26 protein-coding genes and 1 tRNA gene are annotated in these 23,188 nt (G+C 62.7%); 12 read left to right on the plus strand and 15 right to left on the minus strand.

Going from position 1 to position 23,188, the window contains the following annotated elements; translation table 11 throughout:
* Positions 1-229: 229 nt before the first annotated feature.
* Together clpX and clpP are read right to left on the minus strand one after the other, a co-directional pair.
* Positions 230-1,504: an ATP-dependent Clp protease ATP-binding subunit ClpX gene (gene clpX / locus DPM33_RS17015; RefSeq protein WP_112098599.1), complete on the minus strand. Its 1,275-nt coding sequence runs from the start codon at positions 1,502-1,504 to the stop codon at positions 230-232.
* 295 nt (positions 1,505-1,799) lie between these two features.
* Complete coding sequence (gene clpP, locus DPM33_RS17020; RefSeq protein WP_112098600.1) at positions 1,800-2,429, minus strand: ATP-dependent Clp endopeptidase proteolytic subunit ClpP; 630 nt, start codon at positions 2,427-2,429, stop codon at positions 1,800-1,802.
* 344 nt (positions 2,430-2,773) lie between these two features.
* Between clpP and DPM33_RS17025 the strand changes: the two genes are divergently transcribed.
* On the plus strand, positions 2,774-3,361 hold the full coding sequence (locus DPM33_RS17025) for a hypothetical protein (RefSeq protein WP_112098601.1): 588 nt from the start codon (positions 2,774-2,776) through the stop codon (positions 3,359-3,361).
* 171 nt (positions 3,362-3,532) lie between these two features.
* Here DPM33_RS17025 and DPM33_RS17030 read toward each other — a convergent pair whose 3' ends face one another.
* The 3 genes from DPM33_RS17030 to DPM33_RS17040 form a co-directional block, all read right to left on the minus strand.
* Positions 3,533-3,736, minus strand: coding sequence for a DUF3126 family protein (locus tag DPM33_RS17030; protein ID WP_027166457.1), 204 nt, complete (start codon positions 3,734-3,736; stop codon positions 3,533-3,535).
* Positions 3,737-3,884: 148 nt separating this feature from the next.
* Positions 3,885-4,733 (minus strand): serine O-acetyltransferase, encoded by an 849-nt coding sequence (gene cysE, locus DPM33_RS17035; RefSeq protein WP_112098602.1) that lies wholly within the window; start codon positions 4,731-4,733, stop codon positions 3,885-3,887.
* 203 nt (positions 4,734-4,936) lie between these two features.
* Positions 4,937-5,572, minus strand: coding sequence for a VOC family protein (locus tag DPM33_RS17040; RefSeq protein ID WP_167449101.1), 636 nt, complete (start codon positions 5,570-5,572; stop codon positions 4,937-4,939).
* Positions 5,573-5,719: 147 nt separating this feature from the next.
* Here DPM33_RS17040 and DPM33_RS17045 point away from each other — a divergent pair, with 147 nt between their 5' ends.
* Complete coding sequence (locus tag DPM33_RS17045; protein ID WP_112098603.1) at positions 5,720-6,328, plus strand: HD domain-containing protein; 609 nt, start codon at positions 5,720-5,722, stop codon at positions 6,326-6,328.
* Positions 6,329-6,517: 189 nt separating this feature from the next.
* On the opposite strand, the gene DPM33_RS17050 is transcribed toward DPM33_RS17045, so the two are convergent.
* From DPM33_RS17050 to DPM33_RS17060, 3 genes are all read right to left on the minus strand, one after another.
* The gene (locus DPM33_RS17050) at positions 6,518-7,285 is read right to left on the minus strand and encodes an alpha/beta fold hydrolase (protein WP_112098604.1); all 768 of its coding nucleotides are present in this window, start codon (positions 7,283-7,285) and stop codon (positions 6,518-6,520) included.
* Positions 7,286-7,301: 16 nt separating this feature from the next.
* Positions 7,302-7,802, minus strand: a complete 501-nt coding sequence (locus DPM33_RS17055; RefSeq protein WP_112098605.1) for a DUF192 domain-containing protein — start codon at positions 7,800-7,802, stop codon at positions 7,302-7,304.
* A gap of 113 nt (positions 7,803-7,915) precedes the next feature.
* The gene (locus DPM33_RS17060; protein WP_112098606.1) at positions 7,916-8,509 is read right to left on the minus strand and encodes a cold-shock protein; all 594 of its coding nucleotides are present in this window, start codon (positions 8,507-8,509) and stop codon (positions 7,916-7,918) included.
* Between the two features lie 258 nt (positions 8,510-8,767).
* On the opposite strand from DPM33_RS17060, the gene gloA reads away from it, so the two are divergent.
* The gene (gene gloA / locus DPM33_RS17065) at positions 8,768-9,208 is read left to right on the plus strand and encodes a lactoylglutathione lyase (RefSeq protein ID WP_112098607.1); all 441 of its coding nucleotides are present in this window, start codon (positions 8,768-8,770) and stop codon (positions 9,206-9,208) included.
* Positions 9,209-9,431: 223 nt separating this feature from the next.
* The gene (locus tag DPM33_RS17070; RefSeq protein WP_112098608.1) at positions 9,432-9,719 is read left to right on the plus strand and encodes a DUF2218 domain-containing protein; all 288 of its coding nucleotides are present in this window, start codon (positions 9,432-9,434) and stop codon (positions 9,717-9,719) included.
* A 13-nt stretch (positions 9,720-9,732) separates the two neighbouring features.
* On the opposite strand, the gene DPM33_RS17075 is transcribed toward DPM33_RS17070, so the two are convergent.
* Together DPM33_RS17075 and ilvA are read right to left on the minus strand one after the other, a co-directional pair.
* Positions 9,733-10,290, minus strand: coding sequence for a DUF1697 domain-containing protein (locus tag DPM33_RS17075; RefSeq protein WP_112098609.1), 558 nt, complete (start codon positions 10,288-10,290; stop codon positions 9,733-9,735).
* Complete coding sequence (ilvA, locus tag DPM33_RS17080; protein ID WP_112098668.1) at positions 10,287-11,543, minus strand: threonine ammonia-lyase IlvA; 1,257 nt, start codon at positions 11,541-11,543, stop codon at positions 10,287-10,289. Before ilvA ends, DPM33_RS17075 begins: the two co-directional genes overlap by 4 nt.
* Before the next feature lie 276 nt (positions 11,544-11,819).
* Between ilvA and DPM33_RS17085 the strand changes: the two genes are divergently transcribed.
* Together DPM33_RS17085 and DPM33_RS17090 are read left to right on the plus strand one after the other, a co-directional pair.
* Positions 11,820-12,854, plus strand: a complete 1,035-nt coding sequence (locus tag DPM33_RS17085) for an alpha/beta hydrolase (protein WP_245442193.1) — start codon at positions 11,820-11,822, stop codon at positions 12,852-12,854.
* Between the two features lie 95 nt (positions 12,855-12,949).
* Complete coding sequence (locus DPM33_RS17090) at positions 12,950-14,116, plus strand: alpha/beta hydrolase (protein ID WP_112098611.1); 1,167 nt, start codon at positions 12,950-12,952, stop codon at positions 14,114-14,116.
* 109 nt (positions 14,117-14,225) lie between these two features.
* Here DPM33_RS17090 and ade read toward each other — a convergent pair whose 3' ends face one another.
* Complete coding sequence (gene ade, locus DPM33_RS17095; RefSeq protein ID WP_112098612.1) at positions 14,226-16,043, minus strand: adenine deaminase; 1,818 nt, start codon at positions 16,041-16,043, stop codon at positions 14,226-14,228.
* A 251-nt stretch (positions 16,044-16,294) separates the two neighbouring features.
* Between ade and DPM33_RS17100 the strand changes: the two genes are divergently transcribed.
* Positions 16,295-16,951 (plus strand): outer membrane protein, encoded by a 657-nt coding sequence (locus tag DPM33_RS17100; RefSeq protein WP_112098613.1) that lies wholly within the window; start codon positions 16,295-16,297, stop codon positions 16,949-16,951.
* Between the two features lie 247 nt (positions 16,952-17,198).
* Here the strand turns inward: DPM33_RS17100 and DPM33_RS17105 are convergent, their stop codons facing one another.
* The gene (locus DPM33_RS17105) at positions 17,199-17,426 is read right to left on the minus strand and encodes a hypothetical protein (protein ID WP_112098614.1); all 228 of its coding nucleotides are present in this window, start codon (positions 17,424-17,426) and stop codon (positions 17,199-17,201) included.
* Between the two features lie 609 nt (positions 17,427-18,035).
* On the opposite strand from DPM33_RS17105, the gene DPM33_RS17115 reads away from it, so the two are divergent.
* Positions 18,036-18,121 (plus strand) — tRNA-Leu (locus tag DPM33_RS17115).
* Between the two features lie 106 nt (positions 18,122-18,227).
* Here DPM33_RS17115 and DPM33_RS17120 read toward each other — a convergent pair.
* Positions 18,228-18,806, minus strand: coding sequence for an NUDIX domain-containing protein (locus tag DPM33_RS17120; protein WP_112098616.1), 579 nt, complete (start codon positions 18,804-18,806; stop codon positions 18,228-18,230).
* 156 nt (positions 18,807-18,962) lie between these two features.
* Here DPM33_RS17120 and DPM33_RS17125 point away from each other — a divergent pair, with 156 nt between their 5' ends.
* The 3 genes from DPM33_RS17125 to DPM33_RS17135 all read left to right on the plus strand — a co-directional run bounded on the left by DPM33_RS17125 (position 18,963) and on the right by DPM33_RS17135 (position 20,752).
* Entirely contained in the window at positions 18,963-20,066 is a 1,104-nt protein-coding gene (locus DPM33_RS17125; RefSeq protein WP_112098617.1) for an NADH:flavin oxidoreductase/NADH oxidase, read from the plus strand.
* Positions 20,067-20,208: 142 nt separating this feature from the next.
* Positions 20,209-20,487 carry a DUF982 domain-containing protein gene (locus DPM33_RS17130; RefSeq protein WP_112098618.1) on the plus strand — a complete coding sequence of 93 codons (279 nt, stop codon included), beginning with the start codon at positions 20,209-20,211 and terminating at the stop codon, positions 20,485-20,487.
* Positions 20,488-20,512: 25 nt separating this feature from the next.
* Complete coding sequence (locus DPM33_RS17135; RefSeq protein WP_027045573.1) at positions 20,513-20,752, plus strand: DUF2188 domain-containing protein; 240 nt, start codon at positions 20,513-20,515, stop codon at positions 20,750-20,752.
* A gap of 64 nt (positions 20,753-20,816) precedes the next feature.
* Here the strand turns inward: DPM33_RS17135 and DPM33_RS17140 are convergent, their stop codons facing one another.
* Together DPM33_RS17140 and DPM33_RS17145 are read right to left on the minus strand one after the other, a co-directional pair.
* Complete coding sequence (locus DPM33_RS17140) at positions 20,817-21,095, minus strand: hypothetical protein (RefSeq protein ID WP_112098619.1); 279 nt, start codon at positions 21,093-21,095, stop codon at positions 20,817-20,819.
* Positions 21,096-21,276: 181 nt separating this feature from the next.
* Positions 21,277-22,251 carry an alpha/beta fold hydrolase gene (locus tag DPM33_RS17145; protein ID WP_112098620.1) on the minus strand — a complete coding sequence of 325 codons (975 nt, stop codon included), beginning with the start codon at positions 22,249-22,251 and terminating at the stop codon, positions 21,277-21,279.
* Between the two features lie 128 nt (positions 22,252-22,379).
* Here DPM33_RS17145 and DPM33_RS17150 point away from each other — a divergent pair, with 128 nt between their 5' ends.
* Positions 22,380-23,120 (plus strand): competence/damage-inducible protein A, encoded by a 741-nt coding sequence (locus tag DPM33_RS17150; RefSeq protein ID WP_112098669.1) that lies wholly within the window; start codon positions 22,380-22,382, stop codon positions 23,118-23,120.
* The last annotated feature ends 68 nt before the right edge of the window (positions 23,121-23,188 follow it).

Consider the following 23,188-nt stretch of genomic DNA (forward strand, 5'->3'; position numbering starts at 1 on the left):
ATCTCATATTAACGACCGAGTGTCGTTCCGCCTACCACCGTTTGTGACGGGAGTTTTACAGCACAGAATTCGGCGCCTCGGCCTTCTGCTGTTAGGTGGATGCAGCCGGGGCAAAGATCAAGGGTTAACACGGTCGCTCGACCCGTTCCATTGCATGCCTTCCCGCCTTTCACAGCAAAACGGCGCCACGCGGGCGCCGTTCCATGAAAATTGTGGGCCAGATGCCATTTCAGGCGCTGACATTGCCCTTCTTTTCCTTCTGCTCGGAATAGATGTAAAGCGGCCGGGCGCTGCCGGTCACCACCTCTTCCGAGATCACCACTTCGCGCACGCCTTCCAGCGCCGGAAGCTCGAACATGGTGTCGAGCAGAATCGCTTCCATGATGGAGCGCAGGCCGCGCGCGCCAGTCTTGCGCTCGATGGCGCGCTTGGCGATCGCCGACAGCGCGTTCTCGTGGAAGGTCAGGTCGACATTTTCCATCTCGAACAGCCGCTGATACTGCTTGACCAGCGCGTTCTTCGGCTCGGTCAGGATCTGGATCAGCGCCGGTTCGTCGAGGTCTTCCAATGTCGCCAGAACCGGCAGACGGCCGACGAATTCCGGGATCAGGCCGAATTTCAGCAGGTCTTCTGGCTCGACCTGGCGGAACAGGTCGCCGGTGCGGCGATCCTCGGGCGACGCCACGGTGGCACCGAAGCCGATCGAGGTCTTGCGCCCGCGATCCGAGATGATCTTGTCGAGGCCCGCGAAGGCGCCGCCGCAGATGAACAGAATGTTGGCGGTGTCGACCTGCAGGAATTCCTGCTGCGGATGCTTGCGGCCGCCCTGCGGCGGTACGGAGGCGACCGTGCCTTCCATGATCTTCAGGAGCGCCTGCTGCACGCCCTCGCCCGACACGTCGCGGGTTATCGAGGGATTGTCCGACTTGCGCGAAATCTTGTCGATTTCGTCGATATAGACGATGCCGCGCTGGGCGCGCTCGACATTGTAGTCGGCTGACTGCAGCAGCTTCAGAATGATGTTCTCGACGTCCTCGCCGACGTAACCGGCCTCGGTCAGCGTCGTGGCGTCGGCCATCGTGAACGGCACGTCGATGATGCGGGCGAGCGTCTGCGCAAGAAGCGTCTTGCCGCAACCGGTCGGGCCGATCAGCAGGATGTTCGACTTCGCCAGTTCGACGTCGTTGTTCTTGCCGGCATGCGCGAGGCGCTTGTAGTGGTTGTGGACCGCCACCGACAGCACGCGCTTGGCGTAAGGTTGGCCGATGACGTAGTCGTCGAGGACCTTGAGGATCTCCTGCGGTGTCGGCACGCCCTCGCGCGACTTCACCATCGAGGTCTTGTTCTCCTCGCGGATGATGTCCATGCAGAGCTCGACGCACTCGTCGCAGATGAAGACGGTCGGACCGGCGATCAGCTTGCGGACTTCGTGCTGGCTCTTGCCGCAAAACGAGCAGTAAAGCGTGTTCTTTGAATCACCGCTATTGTTGCCGACCTTGCTCATTTTCCTGTCCTTTCACCAACGCCCGCCGATGGTCTGGCTCGAGTGACGTCTCACCAATCTATCGCGGGAATCCGCCACCGCCAGTGTCCCGGCTCACACAGCGCATCCCGTACGAAACACGAAATCAGAAAACGCGGCAATGATTCGAAGCAACCCCACGCAAAGCTAAGCCGTCGAAAATCAACATAGCCTTAACGTAGGCAATCCCAACGCCTGAGGGAACAGCCAAATGTGGCCGAAATGCCGCAAAACACGCCAAAAGCGCGTTATGCTGCCATTTGGCTGTTAGTCCAGGTCAGGCGGTCGCCGTCTCGGTCGACTCACGGCTCGAAATGACCTTGTCGATCAGGCCGAAGTCCTTGGCCTCGTCCGCGGTCATGAAATGGTCGCGGTCGAGCGTCTTCTCGATCTCGTCATAGCTCTTGCCGGTGTGCTTGACATAGACCTCGTTCAAGCGGCGCTTCAGCTTGATTATGTCCTGCGCATGACGTTCGATGTCCGAAGCCTGGCCCTGGAAGCCGCCGGACGGCTGATGGACCATGATACGGGCGTTCGGCGTGGCAAAGCGCATGTCCTTGTGGCCGGCGGTCAAAAGCAGCGAGCCCATCGAAGCGGCCTGGCCGATGCAGAGCGTCGACACGGCCGGCTTGATGAACTGCATGGTGTCGTAGATCGCCATGCCCGAGGTGACGACGCCGCCCGGCGAATTGATATAGAGGTTGATCTCCTTCTTGGGGTTCTCCGCCTCGAGGAACAAAAGCTGTGCACAAACCAGCGTCGCCATCCCGTCCTCGACCGGGCCGGTGATGAAGATGATGCGTTCCTTCAAGAGGCGCGAGAAGATGTCATAGGCACGCTCGCCGCGATTGGTCTGTTCGACCACCATCGGAACGAGGTTCATGTAGGTTTCAACGGGGTTCTTCATGGACTACCCTTGTTGGAGAGGAATTCCGGCACGGTGATAGGTCAGCAATCGCGCGGAATCGTTCTGGATCGGTTACGATCTAAATAGGATGCCGGCTCACCCTAGCGCAAGGCCGCCTCTCCTAGCCATCTGGTTAACTCGAATCAAGCGGGACGGCCGGTGAAACGCGGAGGATTTGGCCCCTTCAAGATGGGCTCGGCTCCTGTTGGCCCGCCGAAGCCATCCGCGAGGTAGCAATTCCTTAACCGCGCCGCTTAACGCAAAGCCTTGAAATCGCTGTCCACCCCCGGACCTTCCGCTACAGTCCTGCGTTGTGAAGGCGTCCTTTTCAACGGGGGAATGTCATGATCCGCAAAAGCTCCGCATCGCTCGCGGCAGTCGCGATGCTTGCCACCGTCTCGGAAACCGCCGCCGGCGGGCGTGCACTCGAATGCTACGAGCCGATCCACAGGCCGGCGCTTTACGACACCGTCTATGAGGACGTGATGCTGAGCCCCGGCGGACAGGTGGTCGATTACGACGCGCCGATTTACGGCACCTATCAGGGCGTGGAGCAGATCGCGCCGCCGCGCGTCACCTATGAGACCGTCCCGGCGGCCACACGCACGGTCTACCACACGGTCAAGGTCGACGACGGCGGATACACCTGGGAATGGCGCGTCATCCATGGCCGCAAGGTGCTGTGCAAGATATGGCGCAAGGCCCGCTATGCTCGCGTCGCCGAGACCGTCGTGGTCAGGCCGGAACGCGCCCGGCGTGTGGTCGTGCCGGCCGAATATGAGAGCGTCGCCCACGAAGTGCTGGTGCGGCCGGAGCAGGTGCGCGTGCGGGAAATCCCGCCTTCTTACGGAACGGTGGCGCGTCGGGTGGTGGTGCGGGAAGGTTCGACCAGCTGGCGGCGGGTCCATATCCCGCGGCATTGCCAGGATTAGGCGGCTTTCGCCTGAAGGTCGTAATGGGCCGGGCGGCGGTGTCGCGCGTCCCGGCCGGATGAATTGCTGGCTTAGAGCAATTCCAGGAAAGTGTGAGCGGTTTTCCGTCCGGAATTGCGTAAAAACAAAGAGATAGAGCGGTTCGCCGTTTCCGTGAAACGGTGAAACGCTCTAGGCCAGATCGATGTCGAGAATGGCCATCGAGAAATTGTAGTCGCCGTCGTCCTCATCCTTGAAGACGATGCCGAGGAACTCGTCGCCGACATAGACCTCGGCCGAGTCTTCCTTGCGCGGGCGCGCCTTGACCTGCAGCTTGGGATTCTGGAAGACGCGCTTGAAATAGGCGTCCAGCTTTCTGATTTCGTCAGGCTTCAAAAGTCTTCTCCGAAATGTCGGCCTTGTTCGTTGGAACGCGCTTCTGACACGCCAACAATGGCCATGTAAAGGCAAGCCGGCACAATTGCATAGGACAAGCCGGCCGAGACCGGGCGGCCGGATTTCGGCGGTTCCCGCGACGGCAAAGTCAGATGTCGAAGCTGACGACGTGATCCATGCTCTGCGACGGCAGGAGCTGGTCCATCTGCCGCGAGGGCTGGTCGCAGCCGGTCTCGCCGACGACCCGCGCCGGCACGCCAGCGACCGTCTTGTTGTGCGGGACGGGCGACAGCACCACCGATCCGGCGGCGATCTTCGAGCAATGACCGACCTCGATATTGCCGAGGATCTTGGCGCCGGCGCCGATCAGCACGCCGCGACGGATCTTTGGATGACGGTCGCCATTGGCCTTGCCGGTGCCACCCAGCGTCACCCCGTGCAGGATCGACACGTCATCCTCGATGACCGCCGTCTCGCCGACGACTAGGCCGGTGGCGTGGTCGATGAAGATGCCCTTGCCGATGCGCGCGGCCGGATTGATGTCGGTCTGGAACACCGAGGACGACCGGCTCTGCAGGTAGAGCGCGAAGTCCCGGCGGCCCTGGTTCCACAGCCAATGCGCCAGGCGATGCGTCTGGATGGCGTGAAAACCCTTGAAATAGAGCACCGGCATGATGAAACGGTCGCAGGCCGGGTCGCGGTCGTAATAGGCCTGGATGTCGACACGCACCGTCGTGCTCCAGTCTGGATCGTCGGCCAGCATGGCCTTGAAGGTCTGGCGGATGAGGTCGGAGCCGATGTCCTGGTGATCGAGGCGCTCGGCCAGCCGGTGAATGACCGTCTCCTCCAGGCTCTCCTGGTTTAAGACGGTCGCATAGAGGAAAGCCGCGAGCAGCGGATCGCGGTTGACCGCTTCCATCGCCTCGTCACGGATCGATCGCCAGATCGGGTCGACCGGCTGCACCATGCTGGGGCGGGCAATCGTAACGCTGTTCATCGACGCTCTCCGGCCTTACTCTTTCTCCGGCGGCACATATAGGCTAGATCATAGCACGGTTGAACTCAATTTTCCTTAGTGCTTTGTCAAATGGACATGGTTCACGCAAATTCAAGCGACGATGGAAAACGAACCCTTGATCGAGATCGCGTTCGAAATCGCTCCATTTTCGCATTCTCAGCCCTAAAACTCGGCGCCAGAGCCTATTCCGGCAGCGTCGTTCCGGCCTGCTCCGCCACCATGTAGGCGGCATACCAGTCGGGCCAGTTCGTGTCATACTGGCCGCCGGTGCGCTTCTCGTGCTCGCCGTGCGCCGCGGCCGCTCGCCGCAACGCTGCGGCAAGGCCCGTCACCGAGGTGAAGACCGTGTCCTTGGCATCGACACGGCCAGGCAGACGCTGGGTGATCTCCTGCAACAGCCAGCCATTGCCGTCCGGATCGCTGAAGGTGACGAATGAGGAATAGCTGCGCCCCTCCGGATGCCGGCCCTTGATCGGCGGCTGGCCGGCGCCGTTGCGATGAAACACTTCGCTTGCCTCGACGCCGCGCGCCACGAGTTCGGCGCGAGCCGCTTCGATGTCGGTCACAATCAGATAAAGCACTTTTGCCGAACCGGGCGCGGCGGAGGTGATACCCGTGCCAAAATGGATCGAACAAGGCGAGCCCGGCGGGGTGAACTGCACGACCCGAAATGTGTCGCCGACCACGAAGTCGGCGTCGAGCCTCCAACCCAAGCCGACATAGAAGGCCTTGGCTCGATCGACGTCGGCAACGGGAATGACGACGGCCTCCAGCTTCATGTCGATCATGCCCGGTTTTGGTGCGCTCCCGCTGCTCATGCCAAGCTCCTCCGGTTCAGTTCTGGTTCAGTGACTGGTGTGCAGCTTCTCGCCGCAGCCCATTTTGGTCAATCGGCTGACGACAATGCTGTTGAAGTTGACGGCGACTTGCGCTGTCTTGCCGCCAGCGGCCCGGGAAAATTCGCCATGGAAGAAGAAACGCTGATCGACGACGCGCTGAAAAGCGAGCTTGCCGCGCTCTATCGAGCCAAAGATCGCCACTATCACGGCCTGGCTCATATCGAGGCCATGCTGGCGCTGGCTCGAGAATATCGGGGCCTGCTCGACGATCGAGGTGCCGTCGAGGCGGCGATCTGGTTTCACGATGCCATCTATGACAGCCGCGCCAAGGACAATGAGGCAAAAAGCGCCGAGCTGGCAGAGAAGAAGCTCGTCGGACGTGCCAATCCGCTTCGCCTCGCCCGCATCGCGGCGATGATCAACGCCACGGCCATGCACCAATTGCCGTCTTTCCGCGACGAGAATGCGCTCAACGATGCGGCCCTTTTGCTCGACATGGATCTGGCGATCCTAGGTGCCGAACCGGCTGTATTCGATGCCTATGAGAAAGCGGTCCGGCTGGAGTATGGCTGGGTGGAGGAGCCGATGTGGCGCGCCGGCCGCTCGGCCGTCCTGAAGAGTTTCCTCGCCCGGCCAGATATTTTCTACACAGCCGAGTTCCGGCGGCGTTTCGAGCCGAAGGCGAGGCAGAACATCGAGCGATCGCTCGCGGCGCTGGAAGGCAGGACCGCTTAATCCGGAAAGGTCTCGATTCGTCGCGCGTAAGGCTCGAATCCAGCGCGTTCATAGACCGGCTGGGCCGCCGGATGGTCATGGCGGGACAGGGCGAAGGTGACAGATGCGGCGGCCCTGCGGCGGCGTCAGCATCTCCCATTTGGGTGGCGAGAAGGTCAACCATTGCCAGCCGCGAGAAGCGCAGCGCGCTCAAAGCGGATTTTCGGCGTAGAACTCGAGCACGCGCTGCTTGAAGCTCTTGTCGCCGACGGCCAGCATGTGGTCGCGGCCTTCGATGTGAAACGCCCCGGCATTGGGCATCAGGGCGGCAAGCTCGTCCGGGGAACCGCCGATATCGTCCTTGGTGCCGACGGCGACCAGCGTCGGCTGGGCGATACGCGCCATATCGGCCTCGCTGAGCAGTTCGCGCGACTTTGCGATGCAGGCCGCGAGCGCGCGCCGGTCGCTGCGCGTCTGGTCGGCGAAGGCGCGGAACGAGCGGCCGCGCGGATGCGTGGTTTGGGAGGGATCCTCCTCCAGCAGCGCCGCCGCGATCGGGTCCCAGTCGCCGACGCCGTCGACCATGCCGATGCCGAGGCCGCCGAACACCAGCGTCGCCACCTTCTGCGGATAGGAGAGCGCCAGGAAAGCAGAGACGCGCGCGCCCATCGAGTAACCCATGACATGCGCCCGCTCGATGCCCAGCTGATCAAGCAGCGCGGCCGCGTCGGAAGCCATCTTTTCCGGCGTGTAGTCGGCCTCGTCATAGCTCTTCGACGACGAGCCGTGGCCGCGATGATCGAAGGCGATCGCCCGGTAGCCGGTGTCGTTCAGCGTCTTGAACCACCCCGGCGAAACCCAGTTGACATAGTGGCTGGAGGCAAAGCCGTGGATCATCAGCACGGGATCGCCCTGCCCCGATGCCGGCTGGCGATCGAGGAAGGCAAGCTCGAAACCGTCATGCGAAAGGAATTGCATCGGCAGAAATTGCTTCTCAGTTGGAACCGGCGCTCGCGCCGATGGAAGGATGGCGCAAGACATCGCCTTCCTTGATGCCGTCCCTGGCCGCGGTGCCTGCCTTCAGCTCGAGCACGAAGCGCACGGGCTGTCCGGGCGAGATGATCGCTTCGGATTCGGGCTCGCCGCGCTTGATGGCTTTGATCCTGCCGTCCTGGCCGATAAAGATGAGGTCGAGCGCCATCGGCGTGTTCTTCATCCAAAAATCCACCTCGCCGGTTCTTTCGAACACGAACAACATGCCGTGATCGTCGGCCATGGACTGGCGAAACATCAACCCTGCCTCGCGCTCGGCCGAGGTGTCGGCGATCTCGATGGAGAAGGAACGATCGCCCGAACCGGTCGCCACTACCAGCGGCGTCCGGTCGATCGGCAGCAGCATCGCATCCGCCGCGCTCGGCTTCAGAACGCTGAAATAGGCGGCGAAAACGATCGCGGCGCAGAGCGCGCCCGCAGTCAGCCAATTGCGATGAGCCATATAGGGTACCTCGTCCGGGCCTGTCCTAAACCATGATCCGGGTAAGTGGAACCGGTTTTCGGACAATAGGGTCGTGCCGCGGCAAGGGACGAATCAAATGCGTCGAGTGGCCCTCAATGCGAGACCGACAAGGTGCCCATATCGGGGTGGATTTCGGCGGCCATAAGGCCTTTGTCGCCGCGTCCAAAGCGGACGAGCACGACCTGGCCAGGCCTGAGCTCGGTTATGCCGTAGCGCCGCAAGGTCTCCATGTGGACGAAGATATCCTCGGTTCCCTCGCCCCGCGTCAGAAAGCCAAAACCCTTGGTGCGGTTGAACCACTTGACCAGCGCCCGCTCTAGGCCGCTCTCCGCGTTCACGGTGACATGGGTGCGCTGCTCCTGCTCCGCCGGGTGGACGGCCGTCGAGGCATCCACGGAAAGGACGCGGAACGCCTGCAGCCCGCGCTCGCCCTGTTTCACGAGGCAGACGACCCGCGCGCCTTCGAGCGCCGTTTGGAAGCCGTCCCTTCGAAGACAAGTCACATGGAGGAGGATATCACCCGAGACGCCGTCGTCCGGAAGAACGAAGCCGTAGCCCTTGGCCACGTCGAACCATTTGATAGCGCCGGCGATTTCAACGAACTCGGCGGAGTCGCCGCCGCTGTCCCGCTGCAAGGCGTCGTCAAGGCTTCCGTCCCGCCCCGTGAAAGAGGCTTTTTCCCCCATAAGAATGCCCCCTTTTTTCAACTGAACTGCAACTGATTCTTGACGTCAGCTTAACACTGCGGCTTCCGGGGTGTGCAAGGGCTGACGTGCCTTTTTTCACCGTTGAACACCGGAAAGGCTGAAATGTCGTTTGCCGGCGTCGCCGGGCGGACGGCAGCCGGCCAAAAATCGACCATTGCGCCGATATGTCCGACGATTGCCCTTTGACCGAGCGGCTCCTATGGTGCGCCGCAACGCAACGCCCCCGAGGAAACCGATATGCGCTATCTCCACACAATGGTCCGCGTCGCCGATGTCGACCAGTCGCTCGATTTCTACTGCAACAAGCTCGGCCTCAAGGAGGTCCGCCGCTACGAAAACGAGCAGGGCCGCTACACGCTGATCTTCCTCGCCGCGTCGGAAGACGAGCAGAGCGGCATCAACGAGAAGGCGCCGCTGGTCGAGCTGACCTACAATTGGGACCCCGAAGACTATAAGGGCGGCCGCAATTTCGGCCATCTCGCCTATGAGGTCGACGACATCTACGCCACCTGCCAGAAGCTGATGGACAATGGCGTGACCATCAATCGTCCGCCGCGCGACGGCAACATGGCCTTCATCCGCTCGCCGGACGGCATCTCGATCGAGCTGCTGCAGAAAGGCCCGGCCAAGGCGAAGGCCGAACCATGGGCCTCGATGTCCAACACCGGTGTCTGGTAAAGTCGGCGGTCCACGCCGATTTGACTGGCGACCGCTGGAGCAATTCCAGGAAAAGTGTGGGCGGTTTTCCGTTTCGGAATTGCGTCAAAACAAAGAGACAGAGCGGTTCGCCGTTTCCGCGAAACGGTGAACCGCTCTGGCGTTTCACCAAGCCTCGCCTATCTATCTGCAATTGGCGCCAGCCTTTCGAGGCTGGCGTTTCTTCATCCGCCAGGAGAATTCAATGCTGACCAGCCGCGCCGATGTCGCCACCGAACATGCCAGCCGCTATCTGCAGCAGCTCTGCAAACACTGGTCGCACAAATTCCCGGTCGAGTTCGACCCGCGGCACGGCGCCATCCAGCTTTCGATCGGCCGCACCGTTATGGACGCCGACGAAAAGGCGCTGCATATCGCTTTGGCAGCTGACGACAGCGCCGCGCTGGAGCGGCTGGAGACGGTGGTCGCCGATCATATCAAGCGCTTCGCCTTCCGGGAGGAATTGAGCTTCGACTGGCAAAAGGCCGCTTGAGTCAGGTTAGGTTTCAAACACCTGCCTTGCCCGCCATTTCGAGCAACGCCAGCACGGTGCGCCAGTTGCGCGCCGTGCCTGGGACCTTCAACGTGCGTGGAATGAGGTTGGCGAACACCGACTTTCCCAACCCGTCCGGTGCGTGCAGGTAGAGCACGTCGCCCTTGATCTCGAACTGCTCCGGACCGGTGCATTTGTCGGCGAGCCGCGTCGTTTCCTCGGCGGTCGGCTCGCGCTCCAGCACATAGGCATGCAGCTTGGTCGGTTCACCGGCGACTTCAGGGTAAGGATTGTCCTTCACCAGCCGCTCGAACCAGCCGGCATCGCGCACCATGATGCGCGAACTGAAACCCCATTTCTTCTCGAAGGCCGCTTCGAGTTCCTTGGTCAGCGCCGCCGCATCCGCCTTCTTTGCCTGAAACACGACATTGCCGCTCTGCACATAGGTCGCGACATCGCTGAAGCCGAGGCTTTCGAAGAAGGCTTTGAGTTCCGCCATTTTGACGATGCGGTTGCCGCCGACATTGATGCCGGAAAACAGCGCGACGAAGATCGAGCCTTTTGCGCTCATATGATGAACCCCGCCAGCGTCTCGTTGTCGGTGATGTCCTGGTACTGCACACCCTCGGCGTCGAAATTGGCCTTCAGCAGGTCGAAATTGCGCCGGTCCTTGGTTTCGATGCCGATCAGCACCGAGCCGAAATTGCGCGCCGACTTTTTCAGATATTCGAAGCGGGCGATGTCGTCGTCAGGACCGAGCATTTCGAGGAAATCGCGCAGCGCGCCCGGCCGCTGCGGAAAGCGGATGATGAAATACTTTTTCAGCCCCTCGAAGCGCAGCGCCCTTTCCTTCACGTCCGGCAGCCGTTCGAAGTCGAAATTGCCGCCGGAGACGACCGCGACGATGGTCTTGCCCCTGATCTCCTTGCGCGAAAAATCCTTGAGCGCGTCGATTGCCAGCGCGCCGGCCGGTTCCAGCACCACTCCCTCGACATTCAGCATTTCGATCATGGTGGCGCAGAGCCGGTTCTCCGGAACCAGCCGGACCGCATCGGCGGTGAAGTCCTTGAGATGGCGCAGCGGCTCGCGGCCGATCTCGGCCACTGCGGCGCCGTCGACGAAATTGTCGACCTTGGCGAGCCTGACGCGCTTGCCGCTGGCAAGGCTCTCGCTGAGGCTCGGCGCGCCGGCCGGTTCACAGAACACGAAACGCGGGTCGCGATGCTGATCGGCGAAATAGTGAGTGACACCGGCGGCAAGGCCCCCACCCCCTACAGGCAGCATGACGATATCGGGCACGCGCCCGCCCGGCATCTGGGCCGCGATCTCATAGGCAACCGTCGCCTGGCCCTCGATGATGTCCTTGTGGTCGAAGGGCGGCACCATGTGCGCGCCGGCGTTTTCGGTGAATTCGAAGGCGGCGCGGTAGCAATCGTCGAAAAAGTCGCCGACCAGCCTGATCTCGACGAATTCGCCGCCGAACAGCCGTGTCTTGTCGATCTTCTGCTGCGGCGTCGTCACCGGCATGAACACGACGCCCTTTTTGCCGAAATGGCGGCAGACGAAGGCAAAGCCCTGCGCATGGTTGCCGGCCGAGGCACAGACGAACAACTCCGCATTGTTGCCGGCGGCGAGCGCCTTGCGGAAGAAATTGAAGGCGCCCCTGATCTTGTACGAGCGTACGGGCGTCAGGTCCTCGCGCTTTAAAAGGATGCGGGCACCGGTCTTCTTCGACAGATAGTCGTTCTCCTGCAGCGGCGTTTCCGGAAAAATTCCGCGGATCGCTTCGGCGGCCACGGCAACGCGGGCGGAAAAGCTGTTCACCACAAATCCCTCATTTGATCTCGGCCGCACGCGCCAGGGTGGCGTGGCCCGTGCCGGCAAACCTTCCTGCCGCCCTTTTGGCTTTCGCGCAACAGTAGGATCACCGCCGCCCGGCGCCGAGCCAATTTCCGCTGGACACGACTTACTTTAGCCGCACTTCGGCTGTCCGGGAGATTTTGGCGGAGGTGGCTGGCCAATCGTGGCCGGAAGTGGAATTGCAGTGGAAGTGTCGAAGTGCGGTTGAAAACCATTCTGATCATTGCCCTTAGCCTGCTGATGGCGGGTTGCGCGGGCCACCAGACGCAGGAAATCCTGGGCAGCGTCGTCGTGCCGACGCAGGCGACCGAGATCGCCGGCAACCATTCGATCTTCATCGCAACCACGCGCAAGCGATCCGACGACCCGAACAAAGTCTTCGACGGCGAACGCTCGGCGACGCTCAACTATGCCCGGGTCAACGTTACCGTTCCGCCGGTTCACCAGACCGGCCAGATCGAGCGCCGTTCGCGGGGCAAGTCGGACGACCCGACGAAATATTTCATGGCCTCCGAAGTCGTCGGCTACGACACGCAACCGAAATTCGCCAGCGCCCTCAATGCCGACATCGAAGCCCGCGGCGGTCGCGTCATGGTCTTCGTGCACGGCTACAACACCGGCTTCGACGATGCCGTCTACCGGCTGACCCAGATCGTCCACGATTCCGGCTATCCTGGAACGCCGGTGCTGTTCTCCTGGGCTTCCGGCGCAAAGACCACCGACTACGTCTACGACAAGGAAAGTGCCGCCGCCGCCCGCGATCAGCTGGAAGTGACGCTGAGGATGCTGGCGCAGAGCGGCGCCCGGCGCATCGACATCGTCGCCCATTCGATGGGAACCTGGGTGACGATGGAGACGCTGCGCCAGCTCGCCATCACCGGCGACCGGGATCTCAGCGGCAAGCTCGGCGATGTCGTGCTCGCCTCGCCCGACATCGACGTCGACGTCTTCAAGAGCCAGATGCGCCGCTACGGCAAGCCGGACAAGCCCTTCATTCTGCTCCTGTCGGACGACGACCGGGCGCTGCGGCTGTCCGGCCTGATCGCCGGCTCTAGGCCCCGCGTCGGCGACTACAGGGATGCCGCCGACCTCGCCTCCTATGGCGTCACGGTTGTCGACCTCTCCAAGCTCAAGGGCGCCGACAGCTTCAATCACACCAAATTCGCCGACAACCCGATGATGGTGCAGATGATCGGCCAGCGTCTGCGCGAGGACGACGGCCTTGCCAGCGATCGCGATGTGACGGATCGCATCCGACAACTGGCCTCGCAGTAACCGTATCCGCGCGGTTTCTGACTTTGAACTGGACCCGGCAGCCCTCTGGCTTTATCGAAATAGCAGGAGAGGTTGCCGCCCTTGGGGGATCCCGGGTGATCGTGCGTGTCAGGATCGTGCTTGGCCTTGCGTTTGCGCTCGCCGTCAGCGGCTGCGCCGGCCAGAGCGCGCACGACCTTCTCAACCGCAAGCCGGTTGCGGCACCGGCCTCCGACATCGCCGCAAGGCACGAGATTTTCGTCGCCACGACCCGCCAGCAGGCGACCAAGGATCCGCGCCAGGTGTTCGACGGCGACCGTTCGCCGACCACCAACTATGCGCTCGTCGACGTCACCGTGCCGAAAATCCACCAGGTCGGCGCGATCGAGCGCGAGAAGGGCTCGGCCGACAGCAACCCGGCCAAGCAGTTCACGGCTACCGACGTCGTCCATTATGGCGACGCCCAGCAATTCGCAAAAGCGGTCGGCGCCAACATCGCCGTAAGCGGCGATCGTGCCCTGGTCTTCGTGCACGGTTTCAACAACGGCTTCGACGACGGTGTGTTCCGCCTGACGCAGATCGCGCACGACACCAAATATCCGGGCACGCCGGTGCTGTTTTCCTGGGCATCGAGCGGCAAGACCACCGGCTACATCTACGACAAGGATAGCTCGACCGCCGCGCGCGACGACCTCGAAGCAACGCTGCGGATGCTCGCCAAGACACACGTCAAGAGCATCGACATCATCGCCCATTCGATGGGCACCTGGCTGACGATGGAGGCGCTGCGCCAGCTCGCCATCACCGGCGACCGCGATCTCAACGGCAAGCTCGGCTATGTCATTCTGGCGTCGCCGGACATCGACGTCGATGTCTTCAAGAAACAGATGATCCGCTACGGCAAGCCGGACAAGCCGTTCGCCATATTGCTTTCGGGCGATGACAGGGCTCTGAAACTGTCGAGTTTCATTTCCGGCGACAAGCCGCGCGTCGGCGACTACGGCAATGCCGCCGACCTCGCGAGCTACGGTGTCGTCGTGGTCGATCTGACCAACACCAAAGGCGGCGACCGTTTGAACCATGCCAAGTTCGCGGACAATCCGGTCCTGGTGCAGTTGCTCGGCGACCGGCTGCGCACGCCAGCCGCCCTGCGGGCGGACGAACCTCAGGGGGCCGGGTTGGAAAATATCGGCCAAGGTCTCGGCAAGGCCGTGGGATCGGTCGCGGAAGTGGTCATCACCACGCCGTTCAAGGTGCTGACCATAGCCACTGGCGGCGAATGATCAGCTGGAGCAATTCCAGGAAAAGTGTGAGCGGTTGGGCTCGGCGTCTTCGCCGCAGCCTTCCGTCCGGAATTGCGTCAAAACAACAAGATAGAGCGCCCGTTCCCGATCAGACGAAGAGGTCGACCTTCTGGAACGTCGTCACGTCGACCAGACCGACATCCGAAATCCTCAGCTCCGGAATGACAACCAGCGCCAGCAGCGAGTGCTGCATATAGGCGTTGTTGAGCGAACAGCCGACCTTGCGCATCGCATCGGTCAGTTGATCGGCTTTGGCCGCGACGATTTCGGCGCGTTCGTCGGACATCAGGCCGGCGATCGGCATCTCGACCAGCGCCAGTTCCTTGCCCTTGGAATAGAGCACTACTCCGCCGCCCACCTCGCCCAGACGGTTGACCGCGAGCGCCATGTCTTCCTTGTTGGTGCCGACGACGATGATGTGGTGCGCGTCATGCGCCACGCTCGACGCCATCGCGCAGTCTTCCACATAGCCGAAGCCGGAAACGAAGGCGTTGGTGACGCCGCCCGTGCCGCGGTGGCGCTCGACCAGGGCGATCTGGCAGACGTCGTTGCGGCGATCCATGGCGACCAGCCCGTCCTCGACGGCCAAGTCGGCCTCCAGCGCGCGCGTCGGCGCCTGGTTCTCGATCACGCCGATCACCCGCGCCCGCACCTCGTTGGCGCCTTCTGGAGCGGCGATATCGAAGTCCGACGCGGCGAGCGTCTTGCCGAGCTTGACCGTGTTCTTCGCCGACTCCGGGTAGTCATAGGCCGCAATGTCGATCTCGAGCTTGCCGGCTTTGGCCAGTCTCACGCCACGGCCATAGACCTCGTCGATCCGCATCTCGGCAAGATCGGAAACGATCAGGAGGTCGGCCAGCCGTCCGGGCGCGATGGATCCAACCTCGCGCTCCAGCCTGAAATGCTGCGCGGTGTTGAGCGTCGCCATCTGGATCGCCGTCACCGGCTTCAAGCCCTGTTGGATTGCATGCCGCACCACCCGGTCCATATGGCCTTCATGCACCAGCGTGCCTGAATGGCTGTCATCGGTGCACAGGATGAAGTTGCGCGGGTCGACGCCGCTTTCGGTCACCGCTTTGATCTGCGCCGCGACGTCGTACCAGGCTGAACCCAGCCGCAGCATCGCCTTCATGCCCTGGCGCACGCGCGCGATCGCGTCTTCGGCGCGCGTGCCTTCATGGTCGTCCTCGGCGCCGCCCGCGACATAGCCGTGGAACGGCAGGCCGAGATCGGGCGAGGCATAATGTCCGCCGACCGTCTTGCCAGCCTTGACCGTCTCGGCGATCTCGCCCGACATCACCGGATTGTTGGCGGCGACGCCCGGAAAATTCATCACTTCGCCGAGCCCGATGATGTTTTCCCAGGTCATCGCTTCGGCCACGTCGGCCACCGTCAATTCGGCACCCGCGTGCTCCAGCCCGGGCGCCGACGGCACGCAGGACGGCATCTGCACATGCACGTTGATCGGCATCGCGACCGCCTCGTCATGCATCAGCCGCACGCCCGGCAGTCCCAGCACATTGGCGATCTCGTGCGGATCGATGAACATCGAGGTGGTGCCATGCGGGATCACCGCGCGGCAGAACTCCGTCACCGTCACCATGCCGCTTTCGACATGCATGTGAGCGTCACATAGACCGGGCACGAGATAGCGTCCGCCGGCATCGACCACCTTGGTGCCCTGCCCGATGGCGTGGCTGGCGTTCGGTCCGCAATAAGCGAAGCGGCCGCCGGCGATCGCGATATCGGTTCCAGGGATGATCTCGCCGGAATGGACATTCACCCAGCGCCCGTTGCGGATGACCAGATCGGCGGGCTTCCGGCCCATCGCGACGTCGACCAGATGTGTCGCCACCTCCGTCCAGGGCTTTGGCTTTGCGGCGCTTGTCGGCTTGGCGTTCGTCATTGGCGAGTCCTCTGCATGGGCCACTCTGGCAAAAGTCGGCGCGCGGAGCCAGAGCCGTCCGAAGGCATCCGACGGAAAAGCCGCGCGGCAAGATCGGCATACCGACGGCCACCGGCGCCTCCCGACCGTTCGAGACGGCACAGATGGCGTCAGGTCGTAAACCACTGTTGCATAAATGCAATTCCGTTTCACGGCGAATGAGACTAGTTTGCGCAAAGGAGTCTTTCGGAACCGCCATTTCGGAGTGCTCGATGCGTCGATCGACGCTCGCCAGTGCCGGCTTTCTTGCCCTGCTGTCCGGGTCTGCCTGGGCGGCGGACATGGGCACCGATCTGCCGATGACCGCGCCTGGCTTCGACTGGACCGGCTACTATGCCGGCATGCAGGCCGGTTATGGCTGGGGCCGGTCCGACATCACCGTCGATGGCGGTTCGGTCAAGCCCGACATCGACGGCGGTTTCGTCGGCGGCCATGTCGCGGGGCTCTGGCAGTTCGATCAGGCCGTGCTCGGCGCCGAGGCCGATCTCAACTACGCCTCGATCGACGGCTCCGCCGATGCCGGTCCGGCAAACACATTCGGCACAGACGTCAAATGGTTCGGATCGATCAATGCCAAGGCAGGCTACGCCATGGATCGCATGCTGCTCTATGGCATTGGCGGCGTCGCATTCGCCGGCATCGAGACCTCGCAGACGGCAGGCACGGCCTTTGCCCGAACCGGCACCAGCACCGGCTGGACGCTTGGCGCCGGTGTCGACTATGCGTTGACCAACAATGTCGTCGTCGGCGCTCAGTACCGCTACTATGATTTCGGCAAGGAGCATTTCGATGCTTCGGACACCTTCACCGACCGCGACCAGGACGTGAAGCTGCAGACGCTCGGCGTGAATTTCAGCTACAAATTCTGAAGCCTTGCCCCTGTCGCGGCAATGCCGAAGCTTGTCCCATATTGCTCTTGGAAATCAGGCGGCCGGCGCCCGCAGGGGGCGGGGGAATGGGTAGGGGCCTGATTGACGCCGGCCTCGGCGGATCGATCCGCCGCGTGCCGAACCCTAGCGATCCCACGGCTGGCCGTAATTCCGCGATCGCGCCATTTTCCGGCCGCCCTACCCCGCCGAAACCGGACACGGCGGACACGCATCACCCATCAGCCCGTCAGGATTGGCCCGAACCTGCCTTTCCCGCGGGCATCGCGGCCAGGCACTCCTCCAGCCGTTGCAGCCGTGCCTTTTGCCAGCGCAGCGTGTGCGCGACCTCGTGCAGGTTGCATTTGGCCTTCGAATTGGCGGCCTTGATCAGATCGAGCTCGAGCCGATCGATCTCGCGGCGCAGCCGCCGCGCCTCCTCCTCCCGCAGCCCCCGGATCCAGCCTGGCCCACGCATGGTTCCACCATCAAAGCCGGCTCGATGCTGACAGACAAAGGCTAATGAGAGCGGTTTGGCGAGCTTTGCATTTTACACATCACTAATATTGAATTTGCACGCGCGACGATGGATCTGGTCAGCCGTCGGCGATGCCGCTCGCGCTCGAAACTGGCAGGTCAATATATTAGCATTTGCTTGTATTTGAGAGCCAGCAGGATCATAATAGCTCCGCGGGTACGGGGACTATGAGGGAGGTTCCGATGCGACCGATCCTTCTGATCGCTGCCGCGGCTGTCATATTCTTTGTCTGGGACGGTTTGGCCAACAAGAGCGCATACAGAATCGCGCTGATGAAAACTGCGGACCAGGTCGAGAACTTCCAGGGCCTTGTAAGGGTCTCGTGGAATTAGCAGGCCCAGGTTCGCCGACTGGCATCTCTCGCGAGAGCCGACTGACGTCGGTCTCGAGAAGTCGTTTCTTTGCGCGGCGCGCGGGCGAGAGACATTGCGACACCACGACGTGTCTCTCGATTTCACGACTCCAGCGCGTCCAAGCTCAGCACTGATTGCCGCGCCGCACTGATGGTTGCAATTGGCCCTTGTCTGGGGCATGCCTCAATCGCGGCGCGCGGACGTGGCGGAATTGGTAGACGCAAGGGACTTAAAATCCCTCGATCTCTGATCGTACGGGTTCGATTCCCGTCGTCCGCACCACCCTTCGCTCTTCAAGCTTGGGGGCAGGCCACCGGAAGCTCGTTAGACGAAGGCAGTGTCCTCCGAAGCCACAAGCGAAGGAGAACCATCCCGATCGAAGCTAGGCTCAGGCTCTGATCGGATTGAGCTTCAAATGCTGGATCAGGATGATGGTCTTGGCGTCGATGATCCGCCCGTCGCCGATGGCGGCCAGTGCTTCGTCCAGCGGTATTTCCAGAACCTCGATGTCCTCGCCCTCTTCGGGAGCCCCACCGCCGGCCGAGATCCGGTCGGCCGGCGAATAGCGCGCGACGAAGAACCACAGCCGCTCGGTCACGCTGCCGGGGCTCATATAGGGCGAAAACAGCCGCTCGATATCTTTCAGGTGGTAGCCGAGTTCCTCTTCCGCTTCCTTCAGGATGGCGGTTTCGGGGTCGTTCTCGTCGAGCAGGCCGGCGCAGGCCTCGATCAGAGGCTCTCGATGGCCGGTGACATAGGCCGGGAAGCGGAACTGCCGCACCAGGAGCACGGTCTGGCGCTGCGGATCGAACGGCAGGATCACCGCGCCGTCGCCGCGATCGTAGGTCTGGCGAGTCTGCGTCTCCCATTGCCCGTCGCGACGGCGATAGTCGAGCACTGTCTTCTTCAGCACCGCCCAGTCGTCCGAGAGAACCTCTTCCGAACGGATGCGAACGCGATCTTCCATGACGACCTCCCGATTGGCCGCAAAAGGGGTAATGGCGAAAGATGGCCTGCGCAATCCTGGAAACCGACTGGTCCAACCGGAGTTTCAACGGACTCGCGTCTGGCGCGACGAGCCGCGGCTGACTAGATAGCGGTATCTCTCCCGGGAGCCCGTTTCATGACGTCATCGCTTTTCCAGCCGATCACCCTCGGCGGTCTCACCTTCCCCAACCGCATCGCGGTCGCCCCCATGTGCCAGTATTCGGCCCAGGACGGCTCGGCCAGCGACTGGCATCTCCATCACTGGATGAACCTGGCAATGTCGGGCGCCGGCATGGTTACCGTCGAGATGACCGATGTCGAGCGGCGCGGACGCATCTCGCATGGCTGCCTCGGCCTTTATTCGGACGACAACGAGGCGGCCGCCAGGCGCACGCTCGACGCCGCCAGGCGCGTCGCCGCGCCCGGCACGAGGTTCGGCATCCAGCTTGCCCATGCCGGCCGCAAGGCCTCCAACAGGAAACCCTGGGAAGGCGGCGGTCCGTTGCAGCCTGGCGAAGATCCCTGGCAAACGGTTTCGGCCTCGGCCATTGCCTATGACACGGGCTGGAACGTGCCGCATGCGTTGGAGGACGATGAAATCCTGCAGCTCATCGAGCGTTTTGCGCGGGCGGCCGTGCGCGCCGAACGCGCCGGCTTCGACTTTGCCGAACTGCACGCCGCGCATGGCTATCTGATCTTCCAGTTCCTCTCGCCGCTCTCCAATCAGCGGACGGACCGCTGGGGCGGGTCCCTCGAAAACCGCATGCGCTTCGCGCTCGAAATCGCTCGGGCCGTGCGGAAGGCCGCCCCGACCATGATGCTGGGGGCGCGCCTTTCGGTGAAGGAATGGGTCGATGGCGGTTTCGACGTGGAGGACGCGATCGAGGTGGCCAAGGCATTGAAGGCCGAGGGCGTCGCCTATCTCTGCTGCTCCAGCGGCGGCAATTCACCCCTCCAGCAGGTGCCACCCGGTCCCGGCTACCAGGTGCATCTGGCGGAGGCCGTGCGCAAGGGCGCCGGCATCCCTACGCGCGCCGTGGGATTGATCGACGACCCGAGCCAGGCCGAGGCGATCGTCGCCGATGGTCGCGCCGACATGGTGGCGCTGGCGCGCGCTTTCCTCGCCGACCCGCGCTGGGGCTGGCGCGCGGCGGCGACCTTCGGTGAGGAAATCCACCCCGCGCCGCAGCTGGCGCGTTCCGTGACGACGATGCGGCATTGGATGAAGGCCGCCGGCTAGAGCAATTTCAGGCAAAGTGTGACAGGATTTTCCGTCCGGAATTGCGTCAAAACAAAACCTGAAGATCGGCGGGCTCCTGAGACGTTTGGGCGCAGGATCCTCGCCACAACTGCAACCAATTTGGCCGTTTTACGTTGCGGCCATGATGGACAACAAGCCCTTTGAAAAGCCGGTGGTGGTCGAGCTCGGCCATGTCGGCAAATATCGCCACATAAACAGCACCCGCGAGGCCGCCGAGTGCCTGATGACCGTTTGGCCGCTCAATCGCGGCGAGCGTCATCGTGATGCGCTCGACACTTGCCTCAAAGCGCTGGAAGGTTATCGTTCGACAGCGGACGCGCGTCGCGCCCTTGTCGAGGCAGCCAGGGAATCGGAAGTTCTGGTTCCCGAAGACAGGCTGCCCGACGCAAAGCTGCACTGAGCGGACTTCTCAACCGGAGGATTTCATGGCGAAGCTGACTTACAAGATCGTCGAGCACGATGGCGGCTGGGCCTACAAGGTGGGCTCGACGTTTTCGGAGACCTTCCGAACGCATCAGGACGCGTTGCGCGCGGCCGAAATCGCTTCGGCCGAGCAGCAGGTCGCCGGCGCCACCGACGGCATCCAATATGAGGACGCTGACGGTAAGTGGCACGACGAACTGGCTGATGGCCGTGACCGGCCGCAGACCGAAGTCTCCGACTGATTTTTGCCCGCGCCGCGACCGATCATGCCCGAGCCTTCATGCCGGCCGCTGGCGGGCGCTGAGGTTACTTTCCGCAATACTGGTCGTTGACGTTCCCGTCGGCATTGGCGTCCGGTCCGGGCGTGTTCGACGCGCATGGACCCAGAGCGCCGGTATTGCCCAGGGTATTGAGGCCGGAAGCGTCGCCTCCCGCAATGCTGCCTGTGGTGGTCCGATCGATCGGCCGCTCGCTCGACGTTGAGCGGTCACTGTGCCACCATGACCAGTCGTTCGACGACTGCGCCATCGCCGCGCCACTCGTGGCCAACACGAGCGCCGAAGCTGATATAATTTTTCTAAGCATTGGAGTCTCCATTCTGGTTCGTCACCGCTTGGGGTCGGCGACCCGAATGAAACCCTAGGTTCAACGCAAGGTTCCGGTCGGAAAATCACGATGAACCAAGGCATTCGACACGTTTGTGTGACGGGACTGTGAGCCGGCGAAGGCCCGATACCGGGTAGAACCGCGCAACTCTCGCCGAAACTCAGTTCACGCCCGCGAAGGCGCGGGCGGCGATGCGTTGGATGAAGGCGACGACCCGTTCGACTTCGACGAATTGCGGCATGTGGCCGAGGCCCTCGACCCGCTCGAAGTCGAGCCCCGGGATCTTATCCAGCATCGGCTCGCCGTGGACCGCCTCGCCAATGACACGGTCGGCGCTGCCGAACAGAATTCCCGCCGGCATCTCGATCTCGCCGTAACGCTCTTCGATGCGACCAAGATCCCGCTCCACCGCCACGACGTCGGTGGACGTGGCGAAATAGTGAGATGGGCGCAGCCCGAGCCATCCGCCACCAGCGATCATATAGTCCGCGGGAACCATCTGAGGCGCGAAAATGAATCTCATTGTCGGTTGCGCGTAACGAAGGCTCAGCGGTATCGCCACCGTATGAGCCAGAACGCGGCGCAGCAGTCGTGACGGTACATGGAGCAGATCGAACCTTTGACGCCCCCTCGCTTCCAGATGCGTCAGCGGCGAGAGCAGCGCCACACCGGAAATCGCGGCCGGATGCTCCGTCGCCAGCGCAAGCGCGACCGCTCCGCCGAGCGAATGGCCGACGATCAGGGGCCGCTCCAGGCGCAGTTCCTCGATGAAGCGCCGCACGATTTCCGCCTGTTCGGGCAGCCGGCCGGTCGCGCCGCTTGCGCGAACCGAATAACCGGAGCCTGGCCGGTCGAGCGCGATCAGCTGATAGCCAGCGCCGAAGCGCCCGAACAGCATGTGGCGGAAATGATGGAGCTGGGCACCCAGCCCGTGCACAAAGACAATCGGCCGGCCTTCGCCCTCTTCGACATAGTGGATGCGGTTGCCGTCGATCTCGACGAATTTACCGCAAGCCGGCACCAGCCTTTCGGCTTTCGCGGCGATCCGCCAGGTCGCGAGCATCAGGGCAAGCAACACAAGGGCGATCGCAAGCAGCGGGCCGGCGAACAGCCACAAGACAATCGATATCAGCATGTCTTCATCCGGGCTCCGACCGACCGCACCATATCCGCAACGGCCGCGGTCACAAGCGCGCATCCGGCTTTCGCATTGCGGCCGGGCGCGGCCCGCGTTATCTCAGGCGACCAATGCCGGAGCCCGCCATGCCTGAAATCGTCACCGCCGCCATGCTCGTCATCGGCGACGAAATCCTCTCCGGCCGCACCAAGGACAAGAATATCGGCCACCTCGCCGACATCATGACGGCGATCGGTATCGACCTGAAGGAAGTGCGCATCGTCCCCGACGAGGAGGACGAGATCGTTGCCGCTGTGAATGCCGTGCGCGTCCGCTACACCTACGTCTTCACGACCGGCGGCATCGGCCCCACGCATGACGACATCACCGCCGATTCCATGGCCAAGGCCTTCGGCGTGCCCTGCGAATACGACGCCAAGGCCTATGCGCTGCTCGAAGCAAGCTATGCGGCACGCGGCATCGAATTCACCGAAGCGCGCAAGCGCATGGCGCGCATGCCGCGCGGCTCCGACCATATCGACAACCCCGTCTCCGTCGCGCCGGGCTTCCGTATCGGCAACGTCCACGTCATGGCCGGCGTGCCCTCGATCTTCCAGGCGATGCTCGACAATGTCGTGCCGACGCTCAAGGCTGGCACGAAAATGCTGTCGGCAACCGTGCATTGCCCGTTCGGCGAAGGCCTGATCGGCGCACCGCTGGCCGACATCCAGAAGGCGCATCCCGACACCATCATCGGCTCTTATCCGAAATATGGCGACGGGAAGTTCTGGACCGAGCTCGTCGTCCGCGCCCGCAGCGAGGACGCCCTCGAGGCCGCGCGCAAGGACGTCGAGGCGATGGTGGCGGAATTCGCCACGGCGGGCTGATCTCCGGAACCAGATCGGGCTTACCGACGTTTCTGGCTGACCGGCCATCCGAGGCCGGAGGCGCGCGT

This window comes from Mesorhizobium hawassense, assembly GCF_003289945.1.
In the GTDB taxonomy this organism is placed as follows: Bacteria; Pseudomonadota; Alphaproteobacteria; order Rhizobiales; family Rhizobiaceae; genus Mesorhizobium; species Mesorhizobium hawassense.